The 23,970-nt window shown below is 72.7% G+C and carries 23 protein-coding genes; 13 read left to right on the top strand and 10 right to left on the bottom strand.

Annotated features, from left to right (window positions below):
- Positions 1 to 59 precede the first annotated feature (59 nt).
- Together ACIPEP_RS09175 and ACIPEP_RS09170 are read left to right on the top strand one after the other, a co-directional pair.
- Positions 60 to 974 (top strand): DUF3097 domain-containing protein, encoded by a 915-nt coding sequence (locus ACIPEP_RS09175; protein WP_402717084.1) that lies wholly within the window; start codon positions 60 to 62, stop codon positions 972 to 974.
- Between the two features lie 194 nt (positions 975 to 1,168).
- Positions 1,169 to 1,819, top strand: a complete 651-nt coding sequence (locus ACIPEP_RS09170; RefSeq protein WP_070416650.1) for a spermidine/putrescine ABC transporter substrate-binding protein — start codon at positions 1,169 to 1,171, stop codon at positions 1,817 to 1,819.
- A gap of 28 nt (positions 1,820 to 1,847) precedes the next feature.
- Here the strand turns inward: ACIPEP_RS09170 and ACIPEP_RS09165 are convergent, their stop codons facing one another.
- A complete protein-coding gene (locus tag ACIPEP_RS09165) occupies positions 1,848 to 2,270 on the bottom strand; it encodes a DUF3054 domain-containing protein (RefSeq protein WP_071295015.1) in 423 nt (140 codons plus the stop codon).
- 170 nt (positions 2,271 to 2,440) lie between these two features.
- Here ACIPEP_RS09165 and ACIPEP_RS09160 point away from each other — a divergent pair, with 170 nt between their 5' ends.
- Positions 2,441 to 3,343, top strand: coding sequence for a hypothetical protein (locus ACIPEP_RS09160; protein ID WP_402717083.1), 903 nt, complete (start codon positions 2,441 to 2,443; stop codon positions 3,341 to 3,343).
- Between the two features lie 177 nt (positions 3,344 to 3,520).
- Positions 3,521 to 5,113: an inositol monophosphatase family protein gene (locus ACIPEP_RS09155; protein WP_402717082.1), complete on the top strand. Its 1,593-nt coding sequence runs from the start codon at positions 3,521 to 3,523 to the stop codon at positions 5,111 to 5,113.
- An 80-nt stretch (positions 5,114 to 5,193) separates the two neighbouring features.
- On the opposite strand, the gene ACIPEP_RS09150 is transcribed toward ACIPEP_RS09155, so the two are convergent.
- Positions 5,194 to 5,598 carry a VOC family protein gene (locus ACIPEP_RS09150; protein ID WP_402717081.1) on the bottom strand — a complete coding sequence of 135 codons (405 nt, stop codon included), beginning with the start codon at positions 5,596 to 5,598 and terminating at the stop codon, positions 5,194 to 5,196.
- A 10-nt stretch (positions 5,599 to 5,608) separates the two neighbouring features.
- On the bottom strand, positions 5,609 to 5,989 hold the full coding sequence (locus ACIPEP_RS09145) for a helix-turn-helix transcriptional regulator (protein WP_402717314.1): 381 nt from the start codon (positions 5,987 to 5,989) through the stop codon (positions 5,609 to 5,611).
- 205 nt (positions 5,990 to 6,194) lie between these two features.
- Between ACIPEP_RS09145 and ACIPEP_RS09140 the strand changes: the two genes are divergently transcribed.
- From ACIPEP_RS09140 to ACIPEP_RS09130, 3 genes are read left to right on the top strand one after another with little or no spacing between them, the layout of a single operon-like run.
- Positions 6,195 to 7,007, top strand: coding sequence for a hypothetical protein (locus ACIPEP_RS09140; protein WP_083295011.1), 813 nt, complete (start codon positions 6,195 to 6,197; stop codon positions 7,005 to 7,007).
- Between the two features lie 56 nt (positions 7,008 to 7,063).
- A complete protein-coding gene (locus ACIPEP_RS09135) occupies positions 7,064 to 8,065 on the top strand; it encodes an ATP-binding cassette domain-containing protein (protein ID WP_070416646.1) in 1,002 nt (333 codons plus the stop codon).
- Positions 8,062 to 8,916, top strand: a complete 855-nt coding sequence (locus ACIPEP_RS09130) for an ABC transporter permease (protein ID WP_070416645.1) — start codon at positions 8,062 to 8,064, stop codon at positions 8,914 to 8,916. Before ACIPEP_RS09135 ends, ACIPEP_RS09130 begins: the two co-directional genes overlap by 4 nt.
- A 3-nt stretch (positions 8,917 to 8,919) precedes the next feature.
- On the opposite strand, the gene ACIPEP_RS09125 is transcribed toward ACIPEP_RS09130, so the two are convergent.
- Both ACIPEP_RS09125 and ACIPEP_RS09120 read right to left on the bottom strand, forming a co-directional pair.
- On the bottom strand, positions 8,920 to 9,603 hold the full coding sequence (locus ACIPEP_RS09125) for a response regulator transcription factor (RefSeq protein WP_070416644.1): 684 nt from the start codon (positions 9,601 to 9,603) through the stop codon (positions 8,920 to 8,922).
- A complete protein-coding gene (locus tag ACIPEP_RS09120; protein ID WP_402717080.1) occupies positions 9,600 to 10,829 on the bottom strand; it encodes a PspC domain-containing protein in 1,230 nt (409 codons plus the stop codon). The genes ACIPEP_RS09125 and ACIPEP_RS09120 overlap by 4 nt, the downstream gene beginning before the upstream one ends.
- Before the next feature lie 114 nt (positions 10,830 to 10,943).
- Here ACIPEP_RS09120 and ACIPEP_RS09115 point away from each other — a divergent pair, with 114 nt between their 5' ends.
- The 4 genes from ACIPEP_RS09115 to ACIPEP_RS09100 all read left to right on the top strand — a co-directional run bounded on the left by ACIPEP_RS09115 (position 10,944) and on the right by ACIPEP_RS09100 (position 15,698).
- On the top strand, positions 10,944 to 12,350 hold the full coding sequence (locus tag ACIPEP_RS09115; RefSeq protein WP_402717079.1) for a PspC domain-containing protein: 1,407 nt from the start codon (positions 10,944 to 10,946) through the stop codon (positions 12,348 to 12,350).
- An 11-nt stretch (positions 12,351 to 12,361) separates the two neighbouring features.
- The gene (locus ACIPEP_RS09110) at positions 12,362 to 12,673 is read left to right on the top strand and encodes a hypothetical protein (RefSeq protein WP_402717078.1); all 312 of its coding nucleotides are present in this window, start codon (positions 12,362 to 12,364) and stop codon (positions 12,671 to 12,673) included.
- A gap of 104 nt (positions 12,674 to 12,777) precedes the next feature.
- A complete protein-coding gene (locus ACIPEP_RS09105; protein WP_402717313.1) occupies positions 12,778 to 14,679 on the top strand; it encodes an amino acid transporter in 1,902 nt (633 codons plus the stop codon).
- Positions 14,676 to 15,698, top strand: a complete 1,023-nt coding sequence (locus tag ACIPEP_RS09100; protein ID WP_402717077.1) for an EamA family transporter — start codon at positions 14,676 to 14,678, stop codon at positions 15,696 to 15,698. The genes ACIPEP_RS09105 and ACIPEP_RS09100 overlap by 4 nt, the downstream gene beginning before the upstream one ends.
- Positions 15,699 to 15,746: 48 nt before the next feature.
- Here ACIPEP_RS09100 and ACIPEP_RS09095 read toward each other — a convergent pair whose 3' ends face one another.
- A complete protein-coding gene (locus ACIPEP_RS09095; protein ID WP_070416639.1) occupies positions 15,747 to 17,432 on the bottom strand; it encodes a long-chain-fatty-acid--CoA ligase in 1,686 nt (561 codons plus the stop codon).
- A 60-nt stretch (positions 17,433 to 17,492) separates the two neighbouring features.
- Here ACIPEP_RS09095 and ACIPEP_RS09090 point away from each other — a divergent pair, with 60 nt between their 5' ends.
- Positions 17,493 to 18,425 (top strand): oxygenase MpaB family protein, encoded by a 933-nt coding sequence (locus ACIPEP_RS09090; protein WP_071295024.1) that lies wholly within the window; start codon positions 17,493 to 17,495, stop codon positions 18,423 to 18,425.
- A 249-nt stretch (positions 18,426 to 18,674) separates the two neighbouring features.
- On the opposite strand, the gene ACIPEP_RS09085 is transcribed toward ACIPEP_RS09090, so the two are convergent.
- The 4 genes from ACIPEP_RS09085 to ACIPEP_RS09070 form a co-directional block, all read right to left on the bottom strand.
- The gene (locus ACIPEP_RS09085) at positions 18,675 to 19,601 is read right to left on the bottom strand and encodes an aldo/keto reductase (protein ID WP_402717076.1); all 927 of its coding nucleotides are present in this window, start codon (positions 19,599 to 19,601) and stop codon (positions 18,675 to 18,677) included.
- A 197-nt stretch (positions 19,602 to 19,798) separates the two neighbouring features.
- On the bottom strand, positions 19,799 to 20,365 hold the full coding sequence (locus ACIPEP_RS09080; RefSeq protein WP_070416636.1) for a TIGR03086 family metal-binding protein: 567 nt from the start codon (positions 20,363 to 20,365) through the stop codon (positions 19,799 to 19,801).
- A 525-nt stretch (positions 20,366 to 20,890) separates the two neighbouring features.
- Complete coding sequence (locus ACIPEP_RS09075) at positions 20,891 to 21,451, bottom strand: YceI family protein (protein ID WP_070416635.1); 561 nt, start codon at positions 21,449 to 21,451, stop codon at positions 20,891 to 20,893.
- A gap of 129 nt (positions 21,452 to 21,580) precedes the next feature.
- Positions 21,581 to 22,525 carry a hypothetical protein gene (locus tag ACIPEP_RS09070; RefSeq protein ID WP_402717075.1) on the bottom strand — a complete coding sequence of 315 codons (945 nt, stop codon included), beginning with the start codon at positions 22,523 to 22,525 and terminating at the stop codon, positions 21,581 to 21,583.
- Positions 22,526 to 22,823: 298 nt separating this feature from the next.
- Between ACIPEP_RS09070 and ACIPEP_RS09065 the strand changes: the two genes are divergently transcribed.
- A complete protein-coding gene (locus ACIPEP_RS09065) occupies positions 22,824 to 23,828 on the top strand; it encodes an aldo/keto reductase family protein (protein WP_229087280.1) in 1,005 nt (334 codons plus the stop codon).
- Positions 23,829 to 23,970 lie beyond the last annotated feature (142 nt).

Genomic DNA, 23,970 nt, shown 5'->3' with positions numbered 1-23,970 from the left:
GGTGGGGTGTGCGGCCGGTCGACGTCGTCCTGGCCCGGGACGACAGTACCCTCGTGCGGGTGGACGACGACCGGTACGGCAGTGACGTGCTCTCGGGCGACTGGCGCTCGCGCGGGGTGCAGAAGGTGCGGCAGGTGCCGCTCGAGCGGGACATGGTCCTCGAGGATCCGACGACCGGCTGGGCCGGCGCCGTGGTGCGGCTCGAGGCCGGCAACGTGGAGCTCGAGGACTGGAAGGGACGCACCCGGTCGTTCCCCTTCAGCGGGCAGTTCCTGCTCGAGGGCGAGCTCGTCACGCTGGGCCGCCCGCCGGCGCCGGTGGGGCGGTCTGCTGCCGCTGCACCGCCGGTCGGGAGGCGCGGCTCGGCCCCGGCGGTCCGGCACGCGTCCGACGGTGGTCGCCTCCGCACCGCGTCCGGATCGTTCGCCGTGGAGTCGCAGCGTGCCCGGGTGGCACTGCCCTCCCGGATCATGGTGGAGGGCAAGCACGACGCCGAACTCGTCGAGAAGGTCTGGGGAGCCGACCTCCGGGTCGAGGGTGTCGTCGTCGAGGAGCTCTCCGGCGTCGACAACCTGGCCGACGTGCTCGACGACTTCCGGCCCTCGCGCGACCGTCGTGTCGGCGTGCTCGTGGACCACCTCGTGCCGGGCTCGAAGGAGTCCCGCTTCGCCGACGCCGTGATGCGCGGGAAGTGGGGCGCGAACGTGCTCGTCGTCGGGCACCCGTTCGTCGACGTCTGGCAGTCGGTGAAGCCCGCCCGCGTCGGACTCCAGGCGTGGCCGACGATCCCGCGCTCGATCGAGTGGAAGAAGGGCATCTGCCAGGCCCTCGGATGGCCCGCCGCCGAGCAGGCCGACATCGCCCGGGCCTGGCAGCGGATCCTCGGGCAGGTGCGGACGTTCGCCGACCTCGAGCCGCAGTTGCTCGGTCGTGTCGAGGAGCTCATCGACTTCGTGACCGAGCCGAAGGACTGACGACCCGGCGTCGCCCGGCGCCGCGCCGCCGTTCCGCAGTGTGCGAGGTTCCCCGCACGGTGGCACGCCCGTAGCCCCTCACGCTGCGCGGAACCTCGCACAGTGCGGCGCGCACCTCGCACGGTGCGAGCCGCGCGATCGGCCCCGGCCCGGAAATCCGCGGCGATCCCGGGCGCGGCGCATACCCTTGGAGCATGGACGGCATCGACGGACGCGTGCGCAGCGCTGTCGAGGTCTGGCTGCGCTGGCTGCCCCGCTGGCAGATCGGCACCGCGCGGCCCCGGACACGCATCTGCCGCAAGTGCACCGGTTCGCCGATCGCCACCGCCGCGGGCTTCGGACCGGACGTGCCGCACGCCGTCCAGCACGCGTTGATCGGCCGCATCTCGACGATCATCGAGGACGCCGTCGACGACTACACCGCCAAGAACCTGCCCCTGCTGCAGCGCGAACTCGAGCGGGCCGCGGCGCGCAAGCGTCACGCCGGGTACCAGCCGACCGAGGGCCTGCAGCCGGAGTTCCAGGGCCTCGATGTCGACCCCGAGCCGTCACCGGGGGAGCCGTTCCTCTTCACGCTCGGCGAGCTGACCGGCACGGGCGCGCACGAGCAGGCGCCGCGCGAACCCTTGTCGGACGAGGCGAAGTCGGCGCTCCGTCACGAGATCGCCCTCTCCGACGAGTGCGCCCGTTCCACCGGCACGGCGGTCTGCCTGGCGCTCATCGACCACCGGCCGCGGATCGCCGAGGCGGTCGAACGACTCGTCGAGCCGCAGATCGAGGCCCTGGTGTCGGACATGTTCCGCGGGTTCGACGGGCCGGAGGCACCGCGCGCCGGGCTGTTCTGACCGGTGTGCGGTCGGGCACACCTGACGGTCAGCGCTCGGCCGACACCGCCCCGCGCTGCCGGCGCCGCCCGACGGCACCGATGACGAGTCGAGCGAGCCCGCGCCACCCGAGGAGGAACACCCCGAGCACGATCGTCGCGACGATCACGAACGAGATCGGCAGCGGGTTGCCGTCCACGTCGCCCTGGCCCGTCGCCACCCGGATCGCCAACCCGACGAACACCGTGAGGACCCACACGACGACACCCGTGGGCCAGAAGCGCAGCGGGCGAGCCCACGCTCCGCTCGTCACGTAGGCGATCGCCCACCCGGCGAGGAACGGGTAGGCGGTGGTCCACAGCGCGAGTGCGGAGTTCGCCTCACCGTGCGAGGAGCGCCCGATCAGGGCGAACAGGACGATGAGCACGACGTCGATCACGGCTGCGAGCCAGCCCCAGGTGCGTTCGGTCACACCCCATTCTCGCAGTCGGCGATGGCCGGTGGTGGCCGTCGCCGGGCCTGTGGACAGGACACGTCGTCCACAGGTCTCCGCCATCCCACCGCACCGTGCGAGCGCACCGACACGATCGACCGATGACCGGGTCGCCTTCATTCCCTGCCGTCCCAGACTGTCCCTGGACCGTGGTCAACGACGGCCACCCCGACACGGCCAGGGTCATCCGTGCGCGAGCCCGCGCCGGTGAGCTCCGACGGATCGCGCACGGTCGGTACGTCCCCGCCGACACGTGGGATCTGCTCCGACCGGAGCAGCGGCACCACGTCCTGGTCCGATCGCTGGTCGACCGCATCCGACCGCACTTCGTGGTGTCGCACCTGTCCGCCGCCGCCGTGCTCGGCGTACCGTTCCTCGGACCCTGGCCCGGACGCGTCCATCTCATCCGGCCGGGCGCGGATGCACGCACGACCAGCGCCACCTTCGTCGTGCACGCCGACTTCGACCCTGAGATGCTCGGCACTTGGCAGTTCCGGAGGGACGACCTCCGAGTGACGGACCACGATCGGACCGCCGTCGACCTCGCCGTGTCCTTGCCGTTCCTCGACGGTGTGGTGGCGCTCGACCGGCTCCTGCGACTCGGCGCCGATGCGCGGGCGGTGCAGGACGGCATCGAGCGCCGTTCCGTCCGAGGACGTCGGCGTGCACTGCGCTCGCTGGAGTTCGCGGACACGGGAGCGGACACACCAGGGGAGTCCGTCGCGCGGGTCCGGCTCGACGAGTACGGAGCGCCCACTCCGGTCACGCAGCACCGTTTCCGGGAGCGCGGGCACCCCGACATCGTCGTCGACCTCTGGTTGCCGGACATCGGGGTCGTGATCGAGTTCGACGGGGAGGTCAAGTACCGGGACCGCGGCATGCGCGCCGGGGCCTCCGCCGAGGACGTCGTGATCGCGGAGAAGTACCGCGAGGACCGCCTGCGTGCGTTCGACGAGGTCCGCCAGGTCATCCGGCTGGACTGGCGTGACCTCTGGAACGAGGCGTCGTTCCGCGGCAAGCTGCGTCGGGCGCACGTCCCGATGCGCCACTGACACGCACCGTGCGAGGGTGTCGGACGGACGGCGCGAGGTTCCGCGCAGTGTGCGAGGGCGCGCGCATCCCACAGTGCGCGGAACCTCGCACACTGCGGCCAGCGCGCGCCGCCCACGCGCACGCCGCGTTCACGCGCTCGTCACCTCCGGTTCGCCGGCGTCCGGCACGATCGGCGGATGACGTCGACCGCGCAGGCACCGACGGGCCGGATGGTCGCCACCGACGCAGCCCCGGACGCCCGGCGCACCGTGCGCGCACCCCGCCTCGTCGCCCACCGGGGTGCGCCGCGCGTCCGGCGCGAGAACACCCTGCCGGCCATCGCCGTCGCCGAGGCCCTCGGCGCGGACACCATCGAGGTCGACGTCCGCCGCACCGCCGACGGCGTCGCCGTGCTGCTCCACGACGAGACCCTCGGCCGGATGTGGGGCGACGCCCGGCGCGTCCGCGACGTGGACTGGTGCGACGTCGCCCGGCTCGGCAACGGCCTCGACCGGATCCCACGGCTCGACGCCGCACTCGAACGGCTCGACGGCTGCCGGACCTCGTTGCTCGTCGACCTGACCGACCCGGAGGACGCCCTCGTCGCCGCGCGCACCGTCGCGGCGCACCGGGGGAGCACCGGCGTCGCGTGGTGCGGCGCGCCCGACGCGATGGCGGCGGTCCGCGAGGTCCTCCCGGACGCCGACGTCTGGCTCGCGTGGGAGTCGCTCGAGGCGCCGACCGCGGAGGACCTGGCGCCGCTCGCGCCCTCGACGCTGAACCTCGACGTCGCGTTCCTCACCCCGCGCACCGTCCGGGCCGCGCACGACCTCGGCCTCGTCGTGTCCGTGTGGACCGTGGACGACCCCGAGCCGGCCGTGTGGGCAGCGATGTCCGGCGTCGACTCGATCACCACGAACGACGTCGCGACGGTCCGAGCAGCGCTCGCCGAGGCGGAACGCGACGGCTGGCCCGAGCGCGACCGCGAGCCGACCGAGACCGAGGTGGCCTCGCGCGCGCAGGCACTGGCGCACCGGATCGCCCACGAGGTGATCGCCTTCACCCGTGAGCACCCCGTCGGCGAGGTCACCACGAAGGCGCACCCCGCCGACCTCGTCACCGACGTCGACCGACTCGTCGAACAGCACGTCCGTTCCCGGGTCCGGACGGTGTTCCCGACCCACGGGTTCACCGGCGAGGAGTACGGCGACGCCCCCGGCGACCGGCACCGCTGGTACCTCGACCCGGTCGACGGGACGACGAACCTCGCGAACGGGGTGCCGTGGACCTCGATGTCGCTCTGTCTCACCCGCGGTGGGCGTCCACTCGTCGGCGTCGTCGCCGATCCGTGGCGGGGTGAGGTGCTCGAGGCCCGGAGCGGTCGCGGCGCCACCCTCCGTGACCGGACGCTGCGCCTCGACGACGCCCCGCGCGCCCTCGCCGGAGCCGTGGTCGGGACCGAGCTCGACGGACACCGGCCGTGGCCCGGGTTCGGTGCGTTCCTCGACGCCGTCGCGGCCCGCTCGTGCACGCTGCGGGTGCAGGGGTCCGGCACGCTCACGATCGCGCAGGTCGCGGCCGGGCGGGGGATCGGCGGGTGCGTGTCGGCGTTCGACCCGATCGACCACGGTGCTGCGGTGTTGCTCGTGCACGAGGCGGGCGGCGTCGTGCTCACCCGGGAGGGCCCCGTCGACGGGTTCCCGCCGGCGGGGGAGCCGTTCCTGGTGGCGCACCCGGGAGCGGCTGACGAACTGCACGCCGTGTGGACGGCAGCGCTCGCCGCCGTCTGAGCGTCACCCCTGTGGGCCTGGAGGCGCGGTGCGGGCCCGACCCGCGCCTCCCGGCCCACAGGTGGGCGCGTGACGGGCCGTCAGGCCTGCGCGATCCGCACCATGTTGCCCGCGGGGTCGCGGACGGCCGCGTCGCGGACGCCCCAGAACTGGTCGGTGGGCTCCTGCAGGACCTCGGCGTCGGGACTCGCCGTGATCCGGTCGAACGTGGCGTCGAGATCGGACACGCGGAGCTGCAGCATGGTGAGGCCGCCCTTGGCGAGGAGCGCGGCGATCGCGTCGCCGTCCTCCTGCGACCGACCGGCGTGTGGCTCGGACAGGACGAGCTCGAGGTCGGCGTGGTCCTCGCTCGCGAGGGTCACCCACCGGAACCCGCCGTTCTCGACGGTGTTGCGGACGGTGAAGCCGAGGACGTCGCCGTAGAAGGCGACAGCGGCGTCGATGTCGTCGGCGAGCACGTGCACGCCGCTGATCTGGATGCTCATGGCAGCGAGACTAGGACCGCCCGGTCGCCCCGCGCTTCTCGGATCCTGCTCGAACGGGTCGGGTGACGACCATGGCGTGACAGCTCCACACGCCGGCCATGGCATCGTGATCGGCGGCACGGTACTGCGACGGGGTCATCCCGACGAGCTCGGTGAAGCGCGACGAGAACGATCCGAGGCTTGTCGCGCCGACGGCGAGGCAGACCTCGGTCACGCTGAGCCCGGTGCTCCGGAAGAGCGCCTGTGCACGTTCGATGCGCCGGGTCATCAGGTACGCGTACGGGGTCTCGCCGTAGGCGGCGCGGAACCGGCGGCTGAAGTGGGCGGGCGACATGAAGGCGCCGGCGGCGAGCGACGGGACGTCGAGGGGTTCGGCGTAGGCGCGGTCCATCCGGCTGCGGGCGCGCCGGAGCCGTCGGAGTTCGTCGAGGTCCGCGGTCACACAGGCCATCCTGCACCGCCGGCTCTCGGGTGACTCTGTGCGGGCGTTCAGTCAGTGGTCGCCGGCGCTCCCTAGGGTGGCAGTCCACGGCACCGCTCCACGGCGGGCCGCACTGCTCCGCCGCCGGCGGGGCGCACCCGAAGGAGCATCGACCATGGGATTCCTCGACCGCCTGCTCGGACGTCCGGAGCGCGACCAGAACGGCGCCGCGCAGCAGAACCAGTGGGGACAGCCGCAGCAGCCGCAGCAGCAGGGGTACCGCTACGGCCAGCAGTCCTACCACCAGCCCGCGCCCACGGGAGCGCCGGCGGCCGGCGGCCAGTACGGCACGCCGCAGTGGGGCGGCGGCGACCCGACCGGTGGTCAGCAGGCGTCGACCGACGACGAGCGTGCGGTCGAGCGCTACCGCTACCTGCTCCGCACGGCACCGCCGGAGCGCATCGAGGAGGTCCACGCCGAGGCCTTCGCGAAGCTGACGGACGAGCAGCGCCGGATGGTCTACGACGAGTTCACCCGGTCCGCGCCAGCTGGTGAGGCCCCGCGCGGCGACGACCCGCGCTCCCTGGCCCAGGCCGCGACGCGCTCGGAGATCCGGCAGCCCGGGTTCATGGAGCGCTCGCTCGGCGGTGTCGGGAACGGTCGCGGCGGGATGTTCGGCGGTGCCGGGCAGCGCTCCGGTCCTTCGTTCGGCAGCATGATCGGCGCCTCGATCCTCGGGACGGTCGCCGGCTACGTGATCGGTTCGGCCATCATGAGCGCCTTCCTGCCGGACCCCGGATCGTTCGACGGCGGTACCGATGCTGCGGGTGACGGTGGTTCGGAGGACACTGGTGCCGACTCCGGTGACGGAGGCGCGTCCGACAGCGGCGCGTCCGACGGCGGCGGGTTCGAGAGTGCGGGCTGGGGCGACAGCGGATCCGACTTCGGCGGTGGCTTCAGCGACTTCGGTGGTGACTTCGACGTGTAGCGCGTCACGGTCGGCGCCGACCATCTGATATGTTCCATGCTCGACAAGGGAGCGACATGGCCATCATCGAAGCCTCCGGGCTGACCAAGACGTACCGATCGAAGTCCGGTCCCGTGCACGCACTGGCCGGGCTCGACCTGGTGGTGCCGCAGGGCACCGTCAAGGCGCTGCTCGGGCCGAACGGTGCCGGCAAGACCACCACGGTGAAGGTGCTGACCACGCTCATCACGCCGGACAGCGGCACGGCGACGATCGACGGCATCGACGTCATCGCCGACCCGCAGGCCACCCGGCGTTCCATCGGGGTCTCGGGCCAGTACGCCGCGGTCGACGAGAACCTGACAGGGTTCGAGAACCTCGAGATGATCGGGCGGCTGTACCACCTCGGTCGTCGGACGGCGCGGGAACGGGCGCGCGAGCTCATCGACGTCTTCGACCTGGCCGAGGCCGGGGACCGCCCCGTGAAGGGCTTCTCCGGCGGCATGCGGCGGCGGATCGACCTCGCCGGCGCACTCGTGATGAACCCCCGCGTGCTGTTCCTCGACGAGCCGACCACCGGGCTCGACCCGCGCAGCCGGCTCGCGCTCTGGGGCATCATCGAGGGGCTCGTGGCCGAGGGCACGACGGTGCTCCTCACCACGCAGTACCTCGAAGAAGCCGACCAGTTGGCCGACGACATCGCGGTGATCGACGGTGGGACCGTCATCGCCGAGGGCACCTCCGACCACCTCAAGGCCCAGGTCGGTGGCCACCGGGTCGTCGTCACGCTGGTCGATCAGGCCGATGCGGACGCCGCCACGACCGTCCTCCGTCGCTACGGCGTCGGCGAGGTCGAGGCCTCCGGCGACGGCCGGACCCACGCCATCGCGGTCGAGGCCGGACCCTCGGCCCTCCAGCGGGTGCTCGCCGACCTCGGTGACGCCGGCATCGAGCTGCACGACGCCGGCATGCGACGCCCCACCCTCGACGACGTGTTCCTCCGGCTCACCGGTCACGCGGCGACGGACGACGATGCGGTCGACCCGGCTGCCACGAAGCAGAAGGAGGCGGCACGATGACCGCCACCACACCCGCCACGGCACTCGGCCGGCAGCTGCCCGTCGTCGTCACCTCGCCCGCGGCGGTCTGGTTCGAGGACGGCTGGACGGTCACGAAGCGGAACCTCATCAAGATCAAGCGGTCGCCCGACATGCTCGTGTTCGCGGTGCTGCAGCCGATCATGTTCGTCCTGCTCTTCAGCCAGGTCTACGGCGGCGCGATCCAGGTGCAGGGGACCGACTACACGCAGTTCCTGATGGCGGGGATCTTCGCCCAGACGGTCGTGTTCGGCGCGACGTTCTCCGGCTCGGCGATGGCGCAGGACCTCAAGGAAGGGCTGATCGACCGGTTCCGCACGCTCCCGATGTCGGCGTCCGCGGTGCTCGTCGGCCGGACGAACTCCGACCTGGTGCTGAACGGGATCTCGATGGCGATCATGATGCTCACCGGGCTCGCGGTCGGGTGGCGGGTGAACTCGTCGCCGCTGGAGTTCCTCGCCGGCATCGCGCTGCTGCTGCTCTTCAGCTACGCGTTCAGCTGGGTGATGGCGCTGCTGGGCATGAGCGTCAAGACGCCCGAGGTGATCAACAACGCCTCGTTCATGATCCTGTTCCCGTTGACGTTCATCTCGAACGCCTTCGTCCCGAGCGACACGCTGCCGCTCGTGCTGCGGGTCTTCGCGGAGTGGAACCCGGTGTCGTCGCTCGTGCAGGCCGCCCGCGAGCTGTTCGGCAACGTCGGCTCGGCACCGGTGCCGGACATCTGGACGATGCAGCACCCGATCGTGACGGTGCTGATCGGGATCGCGGTGATGCTGGTGGTGTTCGTGCCGTGGTCGGTGAACAAGTACACCCGCATCAGCTCGAAGTAGAGCTCAGAGGAGCTTCCGCTGGAGCGCCCACGCCGTGAGCTCGTGCCGGTTCGACAGCTGCAGCTTCCGCAGGACCTTCGACACATGCGTCTCCACGGTCTTCACCGAGATGAACAGGTCCGCGGCGACCTCCTTGTAGGCGTACCCGCGGGCGATGAGCCGCATCACCTCCTGCTCACGCGCGGACAGGCGGTCGAGTTCCGTGTCGACCTGCGCGGTCTCGCCGCTCACCGCGCCGAACGCGTCGAGCACGAAACCGGCCAGCCGCGGCGAGAACACCGCGTCCCCCTCGGCCACGCGGTCGATCGCCTCGGCGACGTCGGCCTCCGACGAGCTCTTGGTGATGTACCCGCGCGCTCCCGCCCGGATCACCCGCACCACGTCGTCCGCCGCGTCCGAGACGCTCAGCGCGAGGAACCGGGTGTCCGGGTGGCCCGGGGCGGCGCGTGCGATCACCTCGGCGCCACCACCGCCCGCACCGCCGGGCAGGTGGACGTCGAGCAGGACGACGCGCGGTCGGGTCGCGGCGACGAGGTCGACGGCCTCGTCGACGGTCGCGGCCTCACCGACGACCAGGAGGCGCGGCGGCAGCCCGGCGCGCACGCCGGCCCGGAAGATGGAGTGGTCGTCCACGATGGCGACGGTGAGCGGTGCGGCCTGCGGCTGCGCGGTGGGGTCGTCGGTCACGGGTGCTCCTCGGTCGGCCGGTCGGGGGCGGTCAGGGGGAGGACCAGACGGACCTCGGTGCCGGTGCGTCCCGGCCCCGGCGCGATCGTCGCGGTGCCACCGATGCGCTGCATCCGGCCGACGATCGATTCGCGGACGCCGTAGCGGCCCTCCGGGACGGCCGCGGGGTCGAAGCCCGGCCCACGGTCGCCGATGGTGACCTCCACGCGGTCGTGGGCGGTCTCGGCGTACACCCGGACGGTCCCGCCGGCGTGCCGCGCGGCGTTGAGCATCGCCTCGCGGGCGGCCGCGACGATGCCCTCGGGGAGGTCCGCCCGCGCCGGACCGATCGCGATCACCTCGACCTGCGCCGGGTACTCGGTCTCGATCTCGACCGCGGTCGCCCGGAGCTGGGCCCCGAGGTCGGCGGTCGGCTCGGCCTGCTCGGCGAACAGCCACGACCGGAGTTCGCGCTCCTGGGCCCGCGCGAGCCGTGCGGCGTCGGAGCCCGGCTCGGCCCGCTGCTGGATGAGGGCCAGGGTCTGCAGGACGGAGTCGTGCAGGTGCGCCGCGATCTCGGCCCGCTCGACGTCCCGCACGCGGGCGGCGCGCTCCTCGGCGAGGTCGCGGACGAGCCGGACCACCCAGGGCGCGACCACGACGGCGACGCCGAGCAGCACCGCGGTCGCGGCGGTGAGGACCGTCCAGACGTTCGGGTGCGTGCTCGAGGTGAAGAACAGCAGGATGCCGAGGACGACGAGCACGAGCGCGCCGAGGGCCCGGACGACGAGGGCGGAGGACCCCGCGGCGCGGACGTTCCGGAGGGCGTCGAGTTGCCGCCACGCGAGTGCCGCTCCGGTGGCGACGACGATCGCCGGCACGATGAACGCGAGCGGGACGTCGGCGCCCAGGCGTGAGGCGACCATCGCGCCGCCCGCCGTCAGCAGGGCGATGCCGAGCAGGATCTCCACGACCGGCGCCCGGCGCGCGTGCTCGTCCGGCGCGGCCTCGGCCTCCGCTGCGGGACGGGTCAGCACCGCCCGCAGGGACGTCGGCGTCGCCGGTCCCTGGCTCGGCGTCGTCGCCCAGAGCCAGGCGTAGAGCAGGAGACCGGCCCCGCCGCACACCGCCAGCACCGCGGTCGCGAGCCGCACCGCGCCGACGGGCAGCCCGGTGTGGGCAGCGAACCCGCCGCACACGCCACCGACGACCCGGAGGGCCGGGCGGGACATCGAGGCGGTCGGCATGGGCCAATCCTGGCACCCCGGGTCCGCCGACCGCGGGCTCGGGGGCGGGGATCAGGGGACGATCAGGGTGAACCCCGATGGTGCCGACCGTCGGCGGCCACGATGCTGGTGGCCATGACACAACAGGACACCGGCGGCCCCGCGTCGGCGACACGGTTCTTCGACTGGATCCGGGGCATCCACGTCACCCGGTCCGACGACCGCTGGCTCGCCGGCGTGTGCGGCGCCGTCGCCGGGCGCACCGGACTCGACCCGCTCGTGGTGCGGGGCGTCGCGATCGTCGTGGCGCTCCTCGGCGGCCCGGTGTTCCTCGCCTACGCGGCGGGGTGGGCGCTGCTGCCGGACTCGTCCGGACGCATCCACGTCGAGCGGATGGTCCGCGGGGTACTCGACCCGGCGCTCATCGCCATCGGCGTCCTCGTGGTGCTGACCTTCGTCCCCGCCGTCCAGGGCATCTGGTGGCAGGGTGTCCCGGTGGCGTGGGGGATGCCGGGCTGGCTCTCGGCCACGCTCGGGACCGCGTGGACGATCGCCCTCGTGGGGTGCGCGGTGTGGCTCGTGGTGGTCCTGGCGCGCCGGGGCTCGCAGCCGGCAGCCGGTGAGCCGGCTGCGGCCGGCGAGCAGGCGGAGCCGGGCACGCGCCGCGACTTCTGGACGAGTGCCGACGACCCCGCGCCGACGCCGTGGGCGGCGACGGGCGCGACGACGGCGGGTGGACCCGACCACGTCGCTCCCGGTGGGTCCGCGGCGGGGGCGAGCAGCGCCTCCTGGCAGTGGGACACGACCTCCGCGGCGGACCGACACCGTCAGCACACCGAGCGGATGCGCGCGGAACGGCAGCGTCAGGCGGAACGGCGTGCGGAGCGAGCCGACCGGCTCCCCGGTGCCGGGTACGTCGCCGTGAGCCTGGGCCTCGCCCTCGTCGTCGGAGCCGGCGTCGCGGTGTGGGCGCAGCAGACCGACCTGCCCGTACCGGTGCTCGGGATCGCCGCCGCGGTCGCCGTGCTCGCCGTGGCGACCGTCGTGGCCGGCGTGCGCGGGCGGGAGAGCGGTGGCCTCGGGCTGTTCTCGACCATCGGGGTCGTCGCGCTCGTCGTGACGGGGGTGCTGCCGACCGGCACGCAGGTCACGGTCGTCGGCGGGACCACCTGGCGGGTGGACGACGTGCGGCCGGGCACCGAGCGGAACTACGCGATGGTGGTCGGTGGGCCGACGCTGGACCTCCGTGGGCTCGACGAGGCCGACGGCGGCGGGACGGTGAACCTCTGGCTGGGAGCCGGGGGAGCCGAGGTCCAGCTGCCGACCGACGCTCCCGTCCGGGTCCGGGTGAGCGGCGTCGGGTACGGCGTCGAGCTCCGTCCGGACGACGACGCGGACGACAGCCTCGGTGGCGCGCTCGGCACGACGACCGTCGAGAACCGGGCAGCGCGATCGGCGGACGCCGCCGAGACCACGACCGTGCACGTGTGGCTCATCGGCGGCGGCGTCGACGTGCCGCGCGCCGTGACCGTCGACCAGTGAGGAACGAGACGATGACGAACGACGAGACCACCCCCGACGACCGGACCACCCCGGTCGACCCGACCACCCTGGACGACCGGACCACCCCGACCACCCCGTTCGACGGGGTCCCGGCACCCGCTCGCCGCCCGCGCCGTGCACCCCGCTTCGGCACGGTCTTCTGGGGGGTCGTCCTCCTCGTGTTCGCCGCCGCGATGGCCGTGAGCGCCCTGCCGTGGTTCACCGTCGACCCGATGACGCTCCTGCTCGGGGCCTGCCTGACCGCCGGGGTCCTGCTCGTGGTGGCCGGTGTCGCGGCGGTGATCGCGAGACCACGGCGCTAGGACGGCCTACGATCGTGTCCGTGACCGCGACAGACGCCGAGCGGGCCGCGGAACGCGACGCGACCGAGCCTCCCCTCGATCGAAGCACCCGTGTGCGTCGCTGGATGCTGCACGGGGCCGACCAGGGCGCCTCGCACCAGGGCCCGCACCAGGTCGAGGTGGAGAAGACCCACTCGTGGTGGCGCGTCATGTGCCTCACGGGCGTCGACTACTTCTCGACGCTCGGGTACCAGCCCGCGATCGCCGCGCTCGCCGCCGGGCTCCTGTCGCCGATCGCGACGATCGTGCTCGTGCTCGTCACGCTGTTCGGCGCGCTGCCGGTGTACCGCCGGGTCGCGCAGGACAGCTTCCGGGGCGCCGGCTCGATCATGATGCTCGAGAAGCTCCTGCCCTGGTGGGCCGGCAAGCTCTTCGTGCTCGTGCTGCTCGGGTTCGCCGTGACGGACTTCATGATCACGATGACGCTGTCCGCGGCGGACGCGACGGCGCACATCGCCGAGAACCCCTTCACGCCGCACTGGTTCACCGAGATCCCGGTGCCGCTCACGCTCGCACTGCTGCTCCTGCTCGGGGTGGTGTTCCTCCGCGGCTTCAAGGAGGCGATCGGCATCGCGGTCGCGCTCGTCGCGGTGTACCTGTTGCTCAACGCGGTCGTCGTCGGGGTGTCCCTGTGGCACGTGTTCGAGAACCCGATGGTGGCGAGCGACTGGTGGAGCGGCCTCACGGCGCAGCACAGCAACCCCCTCGTGATGATCGGCATCGCCCTCATCGTCTTCCCGAAGCTCGCGCTGGGCCTGTCCGGCTTCGAGACCGGCGTCGCGGTGATGCCGCAGGTGCGCGGCGACGCGTCCGACGACACGAGCGCCCGACCCGAGGGGCGGATCCGCGGGACGAAGCGCCTGCTCACCGTCGCCGCGGTCATCATGAGCTCGTTCCTCATCACCTCGTCGATCGTCACGACGTTCCTCATCCCGCAGCACGAGTTCCAGCCGGGCGGCGGTGCGAACGGGCGGGCGCTGGCGTACCTGGCGCACGAGTACCTCGGTGGCGTGTTCGGCTCCGTGTACGACTTCTCGACGGTCGCGATCCTGTGGTTCGCCGGTGCGAGTGCGATGGCGGGTCTGCTCAACCTCGTGCCCCGGTTCCTGCCCCGCTACGGCATGGCGCCGCAGTGGGCGCGGGCGACCCGACCACTCGTGATCATCTTCACGCTCATCGCCTTCGTGATCACGATCATCTTCCAGGCGAACGTCGACGCGCAGGGCGGCGCCTACGCCACGGGCGTGCTCGTCCTCATCACGAGCGCCGCGGTCGCGGTGACCCTGTCGGCCCGACGCAAGCAGCAGAAGAAGCGCACGATCGGGTTCGGCATCATCGCCGTGGTGTTCGTGTACACGACCGTCGCGAACGTCATCGAGCGACCGGACGGCGTCCGGATCGCCGCGATCTTCATCATCGCGATCGTCGTGGTCTCGCTGGTCTCCCGGGTCCGCCGGTCGTTCGAGCTCCGTGCGTCGTCGATCGAGCTGGACGCCACCGCCCGGCAGTTCATCGAGGCCGACGCCGACCAGTTCAGCTCGGTCTGCATCATCGCGAACGAGCCGGGTGCCGGCACGGCCGAGGCGTACCGGTCGAAGGGGCGCGAGGAACGCCGCGACTCCGGCATCCCCGCCCGCGTGCCGACGATGTTCCTCGAGGTCCTGCCCGCCGACTCCTCCGACTTCGAGGAGGACCTCGTCGTCGAGGGCCACGTCATCCACGGGCACCGCGTGCTCAAGGTCCGGTCGGGCAACGTGCCGAACACGATCGCGTCGACGCTCCTCGCCATCCGGGACATCGCCGGCGTCGTCCCGAGCATCTACTTCGAGTGGAACGAGGGCAGCCCGATCCGCAACGCCATCCGCTTCGTGTTCACCGGCGTCGGTGACGTCGCGCCCGTGACGCGCGAGGTGCTGCGCGAGGCGGAACCCGACGTGAACCGCCGACCGAGCGTCCACGTGTCGTGACGGGCGGGGCGGACGCGAGCCGCGCCTCCAGGCCCGTCGGTGGACTCGCCGCGGTCCTCGTCGCCGCGGGCGTGTGGGGGACCACCGGCACCGCGACGCACTTCGCGCCCGGGGTCCCCGCGTTCGTGTTCGGGGCCGTGACGTTCGGCCTCGGCGGGATCGTCCTCGCCCTCGGCGCCGGTCGCGGCACGCTCCGCACGGTCGCCGACCCGGCGAGTCGTCGTTGGGCGCTGCTCGGTGCGGCGTCGCTCGTCGTCTACGCGGTCGCGTTCTACGCGGCCCTCGCCGACGCGGGCGTCGCGCTGGGCACGACGGTGGCCATCGGGTCGTCGCCCGTGTTCGCGGGGCTCGTCGAGTGGGTGGCGGACGGGAGGCGCGTCACGCGCAGGTGGGTCGTCGCCACCCTGGTGAGCGTGGTCGGGATGGTCGTCGTGACGCTCGCGCGGTCCTCCGAGCATGCGGGCGCGTCGGATGGTTCCGATCGGGGCGGGTCGCTCGTGCTCGGGCTCGGGAGTGCGCTGCTCGCCGGTCTGACGTACGCGCTGTACTCGTGGGCGGTCGCGCGGGGCATGCGTGCGGTGTCCGTTCCCGTCCCGCTGCCCGGCGGTGTGTCCGTGGCGGATCGTGCTTCGCTGCTGGCTCGCGCGTCGCTGCCGGCTCGCGCGTCGCTGCCGGGTGAGCGCGGACTCGTCGGTGCGGTGTTCGGGCTCGCGGCGGTCCCGCTCGTGGTGCTCGCCGTCGTGGGCGGGCAGGCGTCGCTCGGGGTCGCGGCGAACTGGCCGGTGTTCCTGTACCTCGCGCTCGTGCCGACGGTGCTCGGCCACTCGCTGTACGCCGTCGGGCTGCGGTCCGTGAGCGCCTCGGTCGCGACGCTGCTGTCGTTGTTCGAGCCCGTCGTGGCCGCGGTGCTCGCCGTGCTCGTGGTGGGGGAGCACCTCGGTGCCGGAGGCTGGGTCGGCATCGGGCTGGTGGTCGTCGGGCTGGCGGTCCTGGCCGTGCCGGAGCGGACGCGCGCCTAGCGGTGCGGGTGCGCCTAGCGGTGCGGGTGCGCCGCCAGGGGCGCGCCGCTACTCGCCGAGGATCTGGTCGCGCACCTTCCGCCGCAGCACCTTGCCGATCATCGAGCGCGGCAGGTCCTCGACCACGACCACCCGGCGGGGCACCTTGTACGCGGCGAGGTGCTCGCGCGACCACGCCCGCAGGGCATCGGCGTCGAACGTCGCGGGGTCCTTCGGCACGACGGCCGCGACGACCTGCTCGTTGCCGCCCTGGGTGATCCCGACGACCGCGACCTCGCGCACGCTCGGGTGCTTGAGCAGGGCGTCCTCGACCTCGGTCGGGGAGACGTTGAACCCGCCCGTGATGATGAGCTCCTTGAGGCGGTCGACGATCCGGACGTACCCGTCGGCGTCGATCGCCACGATGTCACCGGTCCGGAACCAGCCGTCCGGCGTGAAGACCTCGTCGGTGGCCTCGGCCTTGCCCCAGTACCCACGGAAGACCTGGGGTCCGCGGACCTGGAGCTCGCCCGGCTCGTCGGTCCCGAGGACCTTCGTCGGGTCGTCCGGGTCGGCCACCCGCGCCTCGGTCGAGGACAGCGGCAGGCCGATCGACCCGAGGCGGCGGGCCGGGGACACCGGGTTCGCGAGCAGGACGGGGGAGCACTCGGACAGGCCGTAGCCCTCGACGAGGTAGCCGCCGGTGCGGGCCTCCCACGGCTCGACGACCTCCTTCGAGAGCGCCATCGCCCCGGAGATGCCGATCTCGATCCCCTCGAGCGAGACCTTCGCGGAGTCCGCCGCGTGCTGCAGCCGCGCGTAGATCGGGGGCACGGCCGGCAGGAACGTCGGCGGGTGCTTCTTCATCGCGGCGAGCACGAGTGCCGGGTCGAACGTCGGGAACAGCACGAGCCGCGACGCCATGCTCATCGCGAAGGTCAGGCAGAGCGTCAGGCCGTAGGCGTGGAACATCGGCAGGACCGCGTAGACCACGCTGCCGTCACCGGGCTGGATCTGCGGGACCCACGCCCGGGCCTGTGCGGCGTTCGCGATGAGGTTGCCGTGCGACAGCACCGCACCCTTCGGCACGCCCGTCGTGCCGGACGTGTACTGGATCAGGGCGACGTCGTCGGTGGCGGGTCGGGGGTGGCGCTTCGACAGCTTCCGGTTCGACACGAGGTCGTCCCACGGCGTCGTGCCGCGCACCTTGGTGGTCAGCTTCGCCCGGGACTCGCGGGCCTTCGCGACCGGGAGCGACAGCGCGATCCGGGTCCCGCGCGGCATCGCGCGGGTGAGGTCGACCGAGACGATCGCGTCGAGCTTCACGTCCGAGGGGAAGTCCTGCAGCGTCGCCACCGACTTGTCCCACGCGATCGCGACCTTCGCGCCGTGGTCCTCGAACTGGTGGCGGAGCTCGCGCGGCGTGTACAGCGGGTTGTGCTCGACGACCACGGCGCCGAGGCGGAGCACGGCGTAGAAGGCCACGATGTGCTGCGGGCAGTTCGGCAGCACGATCGCCACCCGGTCGCCGGCGGTCACCCCGAGCTTGCGGAGGCCGTTCGCCGCCCGGAGGATCTGCTCCTCGAGCTCGGCGTACGTCGTCGTCCGCTTGAAGAACTCGAGTGCGACCTTCTTCGGGAAGCGCCTGGCGGACCCCTCCACGATGTCGTACAGGGAGCCGGTCGGCTCGTCGATGTCGTGCGGGACCCCCGGGGCGTACGAGGCAAGCCAGGGACGAGGCGTGTCGATGCTCACGCCGACCAACCTAGCGGGCCACCCGAGCGCGTTGTCAGGGGCACGACGGACGATGGCGTCATGCCCTCTGTCGCCGATGCCTTCCGATCCCGTCTCAACGACACGTTCACCGGTGGTGCGACGGAGCGCCCGGCCTGGATCGACGAGCTCGAACAGGGCACCGACGCCGGGTTCTTCGGGCCCGGCTCCGCCACCTGGTCGGTGCACGGTGGGAAGCAGACGATCCTCGCGGGTGTCCGCGCCCTGCTCGTCCAGGCGCTCCACCCGGGGGCGCTCGCCGGCGTCGCCGACCACTCTCGCTACCGCGAGGACCCGTTCGGCCGCCTCGCCGGCACGATCCGCTGGATCTACACGGTCTCGCACGGCGACACCACGGCGGCCCGGTCCGCGAGCGCCTGGGTCCGGAAGCTCCACGAGCGCGTCCGTGGCGAGTACGTCGACGGCCACGGGGTCACGAAGCCGTACGCCGCGAACGACCCGGACCTCGCCCGGTGGGTGCACCTCGCGTTCACCGACGCCTTCCTCCGCAGTGCGCAGCTGTGGGGCGAACCCATCCCCGGCGGTGCCGACGCCTACGTCCGCGAGTGGGCGATCGCCGGCCGGCTGATGGGCGTCGAGGACGCCCCCGAGTCCGACGCCGAGCTCCGCGCCCAGATGAACGGGTACCTCGACCGCGGGGAACTCGTCGCGACCGCACGGACGCTCGACGTCGTCCGGTTCATCAAGGACCCGCCGCTCGCACGCCTGCTGCGCCCCGGGTACCGGGCGCTCTTCGACGGCGCGGTCGTCTCCCTCGATCCGCGCCACCGCTCGATGCTCGGGCTGCGGACGCCTGCGGTCGGGCCGGTGGAGTTCCCGGTCCGGCGGACCGCGGGCGTGGTGCTCGACGGCATCGGTGCCGTGCTCGGGCACCAGCCGGGGACGGAGCGCGCGGCGCTCGTGCGGATCGCGCGGCTGGGCGGCGAGCGGCGGATTCCGGACGCGACCGTCTGACGGCCAGGAGGCGGGGGGGGCCCGGGGGCCCCCCCCCCCCCCCCCGGGGGGGGGGGGGGGGGAGGGCCGCCCCCCCCCCCGGGGGGGGGCGGGGTATGGGCGGGTGGTGGGGGGGGGCGGGGGGGGCGGGGGGGGCGGGGGGGGCGGGGGGGGGGGGGGGGGGGGGGGCGTTGCCGGCCCCCGCGGGGGGGGGGGCGGGGCGGGGGGGGCCCCGCGGCCCCCCCGCCTCCCGTCCGTCCGGTGGGTGCGTCAGAAACCGGACGGCACCCGGGGTGTGTACGCGGATTCGAGACGGGTGACGTCGTCGTCCGTGAGCTCGATCGTCGTCGCAGCGACCGCGTCGTCGATGTGGTGCTCCTTCGTCGCGCCGACGATCGGGGCGGAGACCGCGGGCTGCCGCATCACCCACGCGAGGGCGATCTGCGCCATGCTCGCGTCGTGCGCCTCGGCCACCTGCTGCACCGCGTCGACGATCGCGCGGTTGGCGTCCTCGTCCTGCTTGTAGAGCGTCTTGCCGAACTCGTCGGTGTCGGCCCTGCTGCCGGACCCCTGCGCGTCCCAGGGGCGGGTGAGCTTGCCGCGGGCGAGCGGGCTCCACGGGATCACGCCGACGCCGGTGTGGGCGCAGAAGGGGTGCATCTCGCGCTCCTCTTCGCGTTCGAGGAGGTTGTACTGGTCCTGCATGCTGACGAACCGCGTCCAGCCGTTCCGTTCCGCGATGTGCTGCATCTCGGCGAACTGCCACGCCCACATGCTGCTCGCGCCGATGTAGCGCGCCTTGCCGGATTTGACGACGTCGTGGAGGGCCTCCATCGTCTCCTCGACCGGGGTGTGCGGGTCGAAGCGGTGGATCTGGTACAGGTCGACGTAGTCCGTGCCGAGGCGGGTCAGCGAGGCGTCGATCTCGTGCATGATCGCCGCCCGCGAGAGTCCGGCGCCGTTGGGGCCCGGGCGCATGCGGTTGAAGACCTTGGTGAAGACCTGGACCTCCTCGCGCGGGGCGAGTTCCTTGAGGAGGGTGCCGGTGATCTCCTCGGAGCTGCCCGCGGAGTAGACGTTCGCGGTGTCGAACGTGGTGATGCCCTGGTCGTAGGCGCGGCGGACGAAGGGGCGGGCCTCGTCGATGCCGACGCTCCACTCGTGGGCGCCCTTGTCGGGGTCGCCGTAGGACATCATGCCGAGGATGACGGAGCTGATCTGGAGGCCGGAGGCGCCGAGGCGGGTGGTCGGGGTTGCCGGGCGGGTGGTTTCGGGGGTTGCCGGGCTTGTCGAGCGGGCGGTTTCGGGGGTTGCCGGGCTTGTCGAGCGGGCGGTTTCGGGGGCTGCCGAGCGGGCGGTTTCGGTTTCGGGGGTTGCCGAGCGGGCTGTTTCGGTCATGCCGCCACCCTGGCATCGCGCCCTGTGACCGCGAGGAGGCGGACCTGCAGCGGTGCGTCCTCGTCGACGTCGACCGGTGCGGCGTAGAGCCCCGTCGCGGCGAGGTCCTCGATCTGCGGCTCGAAGTGCTCCCACACGGCCTGCACGAGTTCGTCCGGGAGGGTCTCGTCGCTGCCGGTCGCCCGCGCGAGGTCCCACGTGTGGATCGTGATGTCGCTGGTCTGCTCGGTGAGGTACTGCCCGGCCGGGACGACGTCCGTGGCGAGGTGCACCGGCGTGTCAGCGGGCGTTCTCTGCCACGCCTCGATGGCTTCGGCCGCGAACTTCGCCCACTCGGCTGCGAGGTCGGAGCCGACCGCTTCGAGATCCGCTTCGGCCTGGGCGTAGTCGCACCCCGTCAGGAGCTTCGGGATCCACCGCTGCTCCTCGACGACGTGTCGGACGAGGTCTCGGGTGGTCCATTCGGAGTCGGGGGTCGACGCGTCCCAGTCCGTGACGGCGGCGACGCGGCGGCCGAACTCGGCTGCCGCGAGTGCCTGCAGCGCGATCCAGTCGGTGGCCATGGTGGTGCTCCTGTTCGTGGGTCCTGCGGGTGCGGGGTGCTGCGTGTTGGTGGGCGTTCGACGACCGGCCCGGAGGCGGGTTCCCGTGTGTTCCCCTGCAACCTTCCAGCTCGGGTTCCGATTCCCCGCGGCGGTCGCCCGGTGCCGGTCGGCGGACGCTGCGGTCTCACGCTACTGCGCGCAGTCGCCGGGCGAGCGGGCGAAATGTGCGGGGGTGCCACGTCCATCGGTGCAGAATCCGCCCGATCGGCGCGCGCCACGGAGTCGATCGCGTGGCGGTCGCGGCGAGCGGGCGGAAGCTGGCGGGTACGTGCCGCGAACCGCGCGTACTTCGCCCGCTCGACCGTGGGACGCGCGAGCGACCAGGCACAAGACCCCCCCAAAGCCCCACCCCGCAACGACGAACGGCCCGACTCCGTGGGGGAGGAGCCGGGCCGTTCGCTTCGGGTACTGCAGTGTCCTGCGGTTCGATGTCCCTCAGGTCACGCGCAACGCGATGACCTTCGGGTCAGGAGGGACGAGGTGTCAGGCCGCCTGGAGGACGAACTGCACGTCGAGGTTGATCGTCACGTCGTTGCCGAGCGTGAAGCCACCGGCCTCGAGCGCAGCGTTCCAGTTCACGCCGAACTCGGTGCGGTCGATCTTGGTCGTGGCCTCGGCGCCGAACTTGACCTGGCCGTAGCCGTCGGTCGTGAAGCCGCCGAGCTCGGCCTTGAGGACGACCGGCTTGGTGACGCCACGCAGCGTCAGGTCGCCGGCGATGTGCAGGTCGTCGCCCTTGGCCTCGATGCTCGTCGAGCGGAAGGTGAGCTGCGGGTGCTCCTCGGTGAGGAAGAAGTCGCTCGTCTTGAGGTGCTGGTCGCGCTGCTCCTGGCCGGTGTTGATCGACGCGACGTCGATGTTCGCCTCGACGGTCGACTCGAGCGGGTTCTCGGCGGTGACGACGGTGGCGTCGAAGGTCTCGAACTTGCCCTTGACCTTGCTGATCGCGAGGTGGCGGACCGAGAACGTGACCTCGGAGTGGGTGGGGTCGATCTTCCAGGTACCGGTCTGGTAGCCGGGGATGGTCGAGGCGGTGAGCGTCATGGTGACTCCTTCGAAGCGTGTGGACTGCGTTCCCGAGCAGGCGTCGGGCGGAACCACGATTCCATGCGCCTGCATCGAAGTTGATGCTAGCCCATTCTGCACGTGTTTGGTTGAAGCGTCAACCAATGTTCATCTCGATGACGCTGGCCGGCGTGTCGGACGTGGGTCGTGCCTCCCGGTCGAGACGCCGTCGAGGAGGCGACGGACGCGCGCGACGAGCGCCTCGATCGCCGGTCCCTCGTCGTCCGCGGTGGCGCGCAGCAGCCACCAGCCGGCGTCCTTCAGGTGTTCACCCCGCGTGATGTCCTTGCGGAACGTGCGATCGTCGGTGCGGTGGAGGTCGCTCTCGTACTCGATCGCGACACGGGCGTCCGGGTAGGCGAGATCGACGCACGCGACCCACCGGCCGTCCACCACGACGTCGTGGTTCAGGGCCGGTTGTGGCAGACCGCGCCGCGTGAGGGCGATTCGGAGCCGGGTCTCGCCGGGCGAACGTGACCCTGGGCGCATCTCGGCGAGGGCTGCTCGGACGCGACGGATGCCCCTCGCTCCGCGGTAGCGACGAGCTGCGGCGACCAGTTCGGCGTGGTCGCACCACCCGAGCCAGCCGATGATCGCGTCGCCGACCACGATGAGTTCGTCACGGCTCAGGAGGGTCGCGAGCGCGACGAACGTGTCCGCTGGGTGGGTCAGCGCCGCGGTGCCCGAGTGGACCACCTGGAGTCTGCCGCGGCGGGCGCGGTGCCCGATCGTCCCGCGGACACGGAGCGCCTGGTCCGTCCCGATCGTCGTCACGTGGACGCGGGGATCGCGCTCGAGCCGGCGCGGGAGCGGGAAGCCGAGGATCGCTGCGGCGGTCGTGTGGCTGAACGCCTGGTCCGGGCGCAGGCGCGGCTGCACCGCTCGTGCGCGCTCGTCGTGCGTCTGCGGACGGGTCCAGGCGCGGATGCCGTGGAACGGGCGGAGGAACGCTCGTGATCGGAGTCGGCCGGCGCTGACGCCGCGGTGCAGGGCTTCGCGCACGCGGAACGGCCGGCCGCGGAGGGCCATCGGGAAGGTCGCGTCGACGTGCATGCGGCCAGCATGGCCGCCGGTGGCACCGTGCGAGTGGCGCCCGCCCTGATCTGTGGACGGCTGGTGCAAGCGACCGCCTGTGGACGGATGGCCGGCTCGAGCGCGGCTCGGGAGGCGCGGCGCGAGCGGGCGGAACCGGCGCGGTCCCAGCGTGGTCCCGTGGGTATTCCGCCCGCTCGCGCATCCCCTCCCGCTCGCCCACCCCGCACCCCACCCCCGCGCGCGCCCCCCGCGCCCCCCGCACCCAGGTACTCGCACGGCCCCTCACGGCGCGGGGAAGCCCGCTAGCGTCGGGAGCATGGAATTCAGGTACCTGGGCAACTCCGGACTCAAGATCTCCGAGATCACCTACGGCAACTGGCTGACGCACGGCTCGCAGGTCGAGAACGACGTCGCCACCCAGTGCGTGCGGGCAGCGCTCGACGCCGGCATCACCACGTTCGACACCGCGGACACGTACGCCAACACCGCCGCCGAGACCGTCCTCGGCGAGGCACTGAAGGCCGAGCGCCGCCAGTCGCTGGAGATCTTCACGAAGGTCTACTGGCCGACCGGGCCGAAGGGGCACAACGACGTCGGCCTCAGCCGCAAGCACATCATGGAGTCGATCGACGGGTCGCTCGAGCGCCTCCAGACCGACTACGTCGACCTCTACCAGGCGCACCGGTACGACCACGAGACCCCCCTCGAGGAGACGATGCAGGCCTTCGCCGACGTCGTCCGCCAGGGCAAGGCGCTGTACATCGGCGTCAGCGAGTGGAACGCCGAGCAGATCCGCGCCGGTGCCGCGCTCGCGAAGGAGCTCGGCTTCCAGCTCATCTCGAACCAGCCGCAGTACTCGATGCTGTGGCGGGTCATCGAGGGCGAGGTCGTCCCCGCGTCGAAGCAGCTCGGCCTCAGCCAGATCGTCTGGTCGCCGATCGCCCAGGGCGTGCTCACCGGCAAGTACAAGCCCGGTCAGCCCCTCCCCGAGGGCTCCCGCGCCACCGACGAGAAGGGCGGCGCCGACATGATCAAGCGGTTCATGCGCGACGAGGTCCTCGAGGCCGTCCAGCGCCTCCAGCCCGTCGCCGACCAGGCCGGCCTGACCCTGGCGCAGCTCGCCATCGCGTGGACGCTCCAGAACGAGAACGTCGCGAGTGCGATCGTCGGCGCGTCCCGTCCGGAGCAGGTCACCGACAACGTCAAGGCCGCGGGCGTGCGCCTGGACGCCGACGCCCTCGCGGCGATCGACGCAGCCCTGGGGGACATCCCGGAGCGCGACGCGTCGAAGACCGTCAGCCCGGCGTCGCGCCCCGCGTAGACGCGACCACCCTTCCGACCTGGAGGCGGGGGGGCCCCCGGGCCCCCCCCCCCCCGCCCGCGGGGGGGGGGGGGCCCCCCCCGGGGCCCCCCCCCCCCCCGGGGCCCCCCCCGGCCCCCCCCCCCCCGGGGGCGGGGGGGAC

Source organism: Curtobacterium sp. NPDC087082, from assembly GCF_044745045.1.
GTDB lineage: Bacteria > Actinomycetota > Actinomycetes > Actinomycetales > Microbacteriaceae > Curtobacterium.
Note: the sequence above shows the minus strand (reverse complement) of the source record. Positions and strands in the feature narration are given on the sequence as shown.